Annotated in this window: 4 protein-coding genes, 4 tRNA genes and 1 rRNA gene; 6 read left to right on the plus strand and 3 right to left on the minus strand. The window is 39.5% G+C overall.

From position 1 onward, the window contains the following. The first annotated feature begins 3 nt into the window (after positions 1–3). A tRNA-Glu gene (locus FC748_RS21850) sits at positions 4–75 on the plus strand. Positions 76–174: 99 nt separating this feature from the next. On the opposite strand, the gene nadA is transcribed toward FC748_RS21850, so the two are convergent. The 3 genes from nadA to nadB are packed head-to-tail and all read right to left on the minus strand — an operon-like array spanning position 175 to position 3,668. Then, positions 175–1,278 carry a quinolinate synthase NadA gene (gene nadA / locus FC748_RS21855; RefSeq protein ID WP_108031407.1) on the minus strand — a complete coding sequence of 368 codons (1,104 nt, stop codon included), beginning with the start codon at positions 1,276–1,278 and terminating at the stop codon, positions 175–177. Beyond that, the gene (gene nadC / locus FC748_RS21860; RefSeq protein WP_108031405.1) at positions 1,265–2,125 is read right to left on the minus strand and encodes a carboxylating nicotinate-nucleotide diphosphorylase; all 861 of its coding nucleotides are present in this window, start codon (positions 2,123–2,125) and stop codon (positions 1,265–1,267) included. The genes nadA and nadC overlap by 14 nt, the downstream gene beginning before the upstream one ends. Continuing rightward, positions 2,082–3,668, minus strand: a complete 1,587-nt coding sequence (gene nadB, locus FC748_RS21865; protein ID WP_108031402.1) for an L-aspartate oxidase — start codon at positions 3,666–3,668, stop codon at positions 2,082–2,084. The genes nadC and nadB overlap by 44 nt, the downstream gene beginning before the upstream one ends. A gap of 99 nt (positions 3,669–3,767) precedes the next feature. Here nadB and FC748_RS21870 point away from each other — a divergent pair, with 99 nt between their 5' ends. The 5 genes from FC748_RS21870 (at position 3,768) to FC748_RS21890 (ending at position 5,814) form a co-directional block, all read left to right on the plus strand. Next, positions 3,768–4,853 carry a cysteine desulfurase family protein gene (locus tag FC748_RS21870; protein WP_108031409.1) on the plus strand — a complete coding sequence of 362 codons (1,086 nt, stop codon included), beginning with the start codon at positions 3,768–3,770 and terminating at the stop codon, positions 4,851–4,853. A 598-nt stretch (positions 4,854–5,451) separates the two neighbouring features. Further along, a 5S ribosomal RNA gene (rrf, locus tag FC748_RS21875) occupies positions 5,452–5,567 on the plus strand. Positions 5,568–5,577: 10 nt separating this feature from the next. Beyond that, positions 5,578–5,653 (plus strand) — tRNA-Val (locus FC748_RS21880). Between the two features lie 3 nt (positions 5,654–5,656). Next, a tRNA-Thr gene (locus FC748_RS21885) sits at positions 5,657–5,732 on the plus strand. 6 nt (positions 5,733–5,738) lie between these two features. Continuing rightward, positions 5,739–5,814: transfer RNA gene (locus FC748_RS21890), tRNA-Lys, on the plus strand. The last annotated feature ends 42 nt before the right edge of the window (positions 5,815–5,856 follow it).

Here is a 5,856-nt window from a genome sequence, read left to right on the forward strand (position 1 = left end):
ATTGGCCCCTTGGTCAAGCGGTTAAGACACCGCCCTTTCACGGCGGTAACACGGGTTCGAATCCCGTAGGGGTCATACTAAAACACAGTCGATATGAGCAATCATATCGACTGTGTTTTTTTGTCTAGATCATTTTAAAAATCGTCTACCGATTTAACGGTAGACGATTTTTTGTTAACTACGTGATAGCATTCTTTCAAGAGAGCTACGAGCTTCTTCAGCCGTTGACGCATCCACTTGAATGCGATTATGTGGCTTACCTTGGTCAATACTTTCAAGTGACCAAAGTAGATGTGGAAGGTCGATTCGATTCATTGTAAGACAAGGGCAAAAGTTTTCGTTTAAAGAGATAATATGTTTATCAGGATGTTGTTGAATAATGCGATTTACTAGATTCATTTCTGTTCCGATTGCCCACGCCGAGCCGCTTGGGGCGTTATTAATCGTATCGAGAATATATTTTGTAGAGCCTGCATCATCTGCAGCAGCAACTACTTCACGGCTACATTCAGGATGAACAATAATGCGCATATTTGGATATGTTTGACGAACCTTAGCAGTATGTTGTACTGTAAAACCTTCATGCACCGAACAGTGTCCTTTCCACAATATGACTTTGATATTTTCTGGAGATTGGTCTGTTTCAAGTGTATTTGTATGAGGGTTCCAAACCGCCATACTTTCTAGTGGAACACCTAAGTCAAAAGCAGTGTTTCTGCCCAAATGCTGATCTGGTAAAAATAAAATACGCTGCTTTTGTGAAAAAGCCCATGTTACCATTTCTTTAGCATTAGAGGAGGTTACGCAAGCCCCACCGTGACGTCCCGTAAATGCTTTAATGGCTGCAGTCGAATTTACATATGTTAACGGCAATATTGTATTACCAAAAAGTTGTTGTAAAATAGGCCAAGCCTGCTCTGTTTGATAAATATCAGCCATATCTGCCATGGAACAACCTGCACGCATATCAGGTAAGTAAACATGTTGTTTTTCAGTCGTGAGCATATCAGCTGTCTCTGCCATAAAATGTACTCCACAAAAAACGATATGTTCTGCTTCTGTATTAGCAGCAGAAATTTGAGCAAGCTGTAAGGAATCTCCTGTGGCATCAGCAAATTGAATCACTTCATCTTTTTGATAATGATGTCCAGGAATAAAAAGCTTCTTACCTAGTTTCTTTTTAATAGCTAAAATTCGAGACTCCATTTCGGTCGTTGATAATGTGCGGTAATGCTCAGGAAGTAATGAAGTTTGTTGTAGTAGACTAGTGATGGACAAGTGTATGCTCTCCTTTCATTTGTACAAGTGCACTTATATCAAAGGCTTTTACTGAATGCGTTAGTGCACCCAGTGAAATCCACTGAATACCTGACTTTGCATAAACATGTAAATTTTCTAATGTAATGCCACCAGAAGCTTCAGTGGCAATATGTGTTGGAACGTATTGAATCCAAGCTGCTATTTCTTCAGGCGTACAATTATCGAACATAATAATGTCTGCACCTGCGGCAATGGCTTCATCTAACTGGGCTTTTGTTTCAATCTCTACTTCGATTTTTACTGTATGCCCAATTTTTTTACGAGCGGTTTGTACGGCTTCTGTAATACTACCAGCAAAAGCAATATGATTATCCTTAAGCATAATCGCATCGTATAAGCCACTTCGATGATTATAGGCACCACCTATACGTACAGCATATTTATCAAGCATCCTTAAGCCAGGAATCGTTTTGCGTGTATCGCAAATTTTCGCAGAAGTTCCTGCTGTTTCCTGAACAGCTCTATTGGCTGCTGTGGCGATGGCGGACATGCGCTGAATAAGATTTAAAATCACTCGTTCTCCTATCAATAATTTCTGTAGAGGTCCTTTAATAACTGCAAGAATATCACCATATTTCACGGCATCACCGTCATTTTTATGCATTGTGATCTGCATGGAGGAATCGAGTAACCGAAAACCATGTTCGATAATAGGTGTTCCGCAAAAAATACCACTATCTTTTGCATAAAAGGAAAAGGAACCGGTTTGCTCGATTGAAAAGATAAGTTCGCTTGATAAATCCCCATCTCCTATATCTTCATTAAAAAATTGCTTGAGCATTTCCTCGAGTTTGATGATATTCATACATTGAATTCCTCACTTTCATTTGTCCTTGTTGAAAAATAATCCAGCGCTGTGCCCAGTCTGTTTCACTGTTAGGCGTATCGTTGCGAATATGAGCGCCACGAGTTTCTGTTCGTGTAAGAGCCGCATGCCCCATCAGCGAAGCAACAATATGCATCATGTAGAGTTCAAGGTGCTGTGCATTGAAATTCATCACATTCACTTGAAGTAAATCTTGTAATGAAGGCAATTGCTCTACAAAAAGTTGCATATCGATAGGGTTTCGCACGATGCCTAATGTATGCATCATTGCTTGTTGTAATTGCTCTTTCGGTAATAATGGGGGCATCGACTGTTGATATTTTGCAGCAGCAAGCGTGAAATTCGTTTGGTTGCAACCAGTTTGTATGATATATTGAGCCATCTTTTGGCCGAATGTGATGCCTTCCAGTAATGAATTGCTTGCTAAACGATTTGCACCATGAACGCCCGTACAAGCAACTTCGCCGACAGCATATAGGTTTGCAATCGTAGTTCTTCCCATGTCATCAGCTATAACGCCGCCCATTAAGAAATGACTTCCTGGTGCTACAGGGATTAGGCCATTTTGTAAATCAATACCGTTGTCAATGCAAAGTTTTGTAATCGTAGGGAATTTCTCTTCAAAGTGCTGAATGTTTGTAATATCAATAAATGTTTCTTGCCCAGATGCGCGCTTTGTATATAATGTGTGGGCAGTAACATGACGTGGTGCTAAATCTAGCAGTGGATGTACACCTGTCATAATAGGTTCACGCTGTGCATTAACAAAAATACCTCCAGCGCCTCGAACAGCTTCAGAAACCAATCCTTTAGCCTCGCCATCACACCATAATAAACTTGGATGAAATTGCATAAATTCCATATCACTGATGGCAGCGCCTGCGCGATATGCTAATGCAATACCATCTCCCGTATTCGTTGCATAGTTAGAAGTGCTTGGATAAAGAGCACCTGCACCACCTGTAGCAAGAATGACATGATGGGCAAAGTAACGTTTTAATCCTTCTTCACCCTTTGTCATGACGCCAATACACGCGCCATTGCTGTTTAACATCAATTCAAAAGCCAATTCATTGCAATGAATAGAAATATTTGGCGGTAGGTGTTTAAGTAAGTAATCAATCAATATTTGACCAGTCCTATCGCCCCCAGCATGTAAAATACGATGATGACTATGGGCTCCTTCTAAGCCAAGTGCCGGTTCACCGGTTTCTTGCCGATCGATGGGCAATCCCTCTAAGAGAAATTGCCTCATAATGGTAGAACCATCTTTTATAAGTGTTTCAACAAATTTTTTCTCGTGATGGCATTCACCGGCAGCTAATGTATCAGCAATATGCAAATTTGTATGATCTTCAGGACTAGTAACGGCAGCTATGCCTCCTTGTGCACGATAAGAGCTACTCATTTTAACAGAGGATTTCGTAACAATCTGTACTTGAAAATACTGTCCAAGTAGTCGTGCTGCTTGAAGTGATGCAATGCCACTACCAATAATGAGTATGTCTGTCTTTACATCCATAGGTCTACCTTCTTTACAGTTGTCTTGACACATATCTTTACATAAAATAAAAAGGAAAACAAGACTTGATGACTAGAAAGGGAGAATTAGATGATTTACATGGATTATGCAGCAACATCTCCAATGTCGAATAAAGCACTTGAAGCTTATTGTGAAGTGGCAAAACGTTATTATGGAAATAGTGCAAGTTTGCATGATTTAGGAGGACAAGCAAATTACTTTGTAGAACAGGCGAGAGCTATCGTAGCAAGAAAACTCGGCGTTAAAAGTGATGGGATTATTTTTACTGGAAGCGGAACAGAAGGGAATTTACTATCGATTTTATCACTGGCTTTAGCTTCAAAAAAAGGCAAGCATATAATTTCATCGCAAGCTGAGCATACGTCTGTCCATGCAGCATTGAATACACTTGAGAAAATGGGTTATTCCGTTACAAAATTACCTTTACAACTGGATGGGTGTATTCAAGTCAATCAGGTACGAGAGGCTATAAAAGAGGATACAGCATTAATAACAATTCAACATGTAAATTCTGAAATAGGCTCTATCCAACCAGTGGAAGAAATTGCTTTAATAGCAAACAGTCAAAATATATTTTTTCATGTAGATTGTGTACAGTCCTTTTGTAAGCTACCAACTACTTCTTTTGGTGCAAATGTAGATGCAATTACCATTTCTGCCCATAAAATAGGAGGGCCAAAAGGATGTGGGGCAATATTTGTAAATCCTCAAATTCGAGTGCCGTCTTTAACACCCGGCGTAACACATGAACGTGGTTTACGTGGTGGAACATTAGATACACCTGCCATTGTGGCTTTTGCGACAGCCATTGAAAACTATCATTTTGAGCGTCAACATTATGAATTGTTGCGTCAATATCTACAAAGCCATTTACCACCAGCTTGTCGATTAATTGAGTGTGTGAGGCAACTACCTAATATATGTGGTTTGATGATGGACAAAGTGGAAGGGCAATACGTGTTACTCAAATTAAACGAAGCCGGTATTTGTATTTCAACTGGTAGTGCTTGTGATATACACAGTGAATCTGGCACAAAAGCAATTATATCAATGGGTTATACAATGGAGGAAGCACGACAGTTTTTTAGAATATCATTTGGACCAACAACAACATTTGAAGAAATTGATCAATTAACCTTTGCATTGTCTAACATTCTAAAATAAATTAGGTATTGAAAAAAGCCTTTAATTTTTCTGATAAATCACTTCCTGTAAAAATTAAAGGCTTCTTTGTTCTAATAAATTGCTTCTTGACGTTACTAGTAAGCATGGGCTTTAAGTGATAACTGCAAAAGCCATCTATAATTTTATTGTTGCAAAGGCGTAAAAGCTACCTCTCCCATAGCGATGCAAACGAGCACACCATTAAAGAAACAGTAGTAGCGTTCGTTAAAAATATACATCTCTTTGTCGACAATTTAACTATTTTATTGATTTGTGTAAATAAAATGTTTTCTTTTGGAAAAACAATTGCTATAATGGTTAGTAGAGCGATAAATTCTCTCACATAACAAAAATATCTTTAAAAAGTAATAATTTCTTTTTTTTTATAAAAAAGTGTTGCATTCTCTAGATAAACGTTATACAATAATTCTTGTCTTGAAGGACAGGTAAACAACTTCAAAACGAAATACATAAGAGTTTCGAGATAAAAGCTATTCGCAAAAGCGGTTGAGAGAAGGAAGAAGCTTACTCTAGTACGCAACTGACCAAACGCATAAAGCTAATGCAGTAATACTTTGTATTGAAAGTCGAAATATAGTCTAGTGATGATGGCAAAGAGGTCACACCCGTTCCCATACCGAACACGGAAGTTAAGCTCTTTAGCGCCGATGGTAGTTGGGGGCTTCCCCCTGTGAGAGTAGGACGTCGCTAGGCATAATACCCAGGAGGATTAGCTCAGCTGGGAGAGCATCTGCCTTACAAGCAGAGGGTCGGCGGTTCGAGCCCGTCATCCTCCACCATATGCCGGTTTAGCTCAGCAGGTAGAGCAACTGACTTGTAATCAGTAGGTCGTGGGTTCGATTCCTATAGCCGGCACCATTTTTTGAGCCATTAGCTCAGTTGGTAGAGCATCTGACTTTTAATCAGAGGGTCGAAGGTTCGAGTCCTTCATGGCTCACCATTTTTAATTGCCAACAATAAAATGCGGGTGTGGCGGAATTGG

Origin of the sequence: Lysinibacillus sphaericus, assembly GCF_005217585.1 — a bacterium.
Classification (GTDB): Bacteria; Bacillota; Bacilli; order Bacillales_A; family Planococcaceae; genus Lysinibacillus; species Lysinibacillus sphaericus.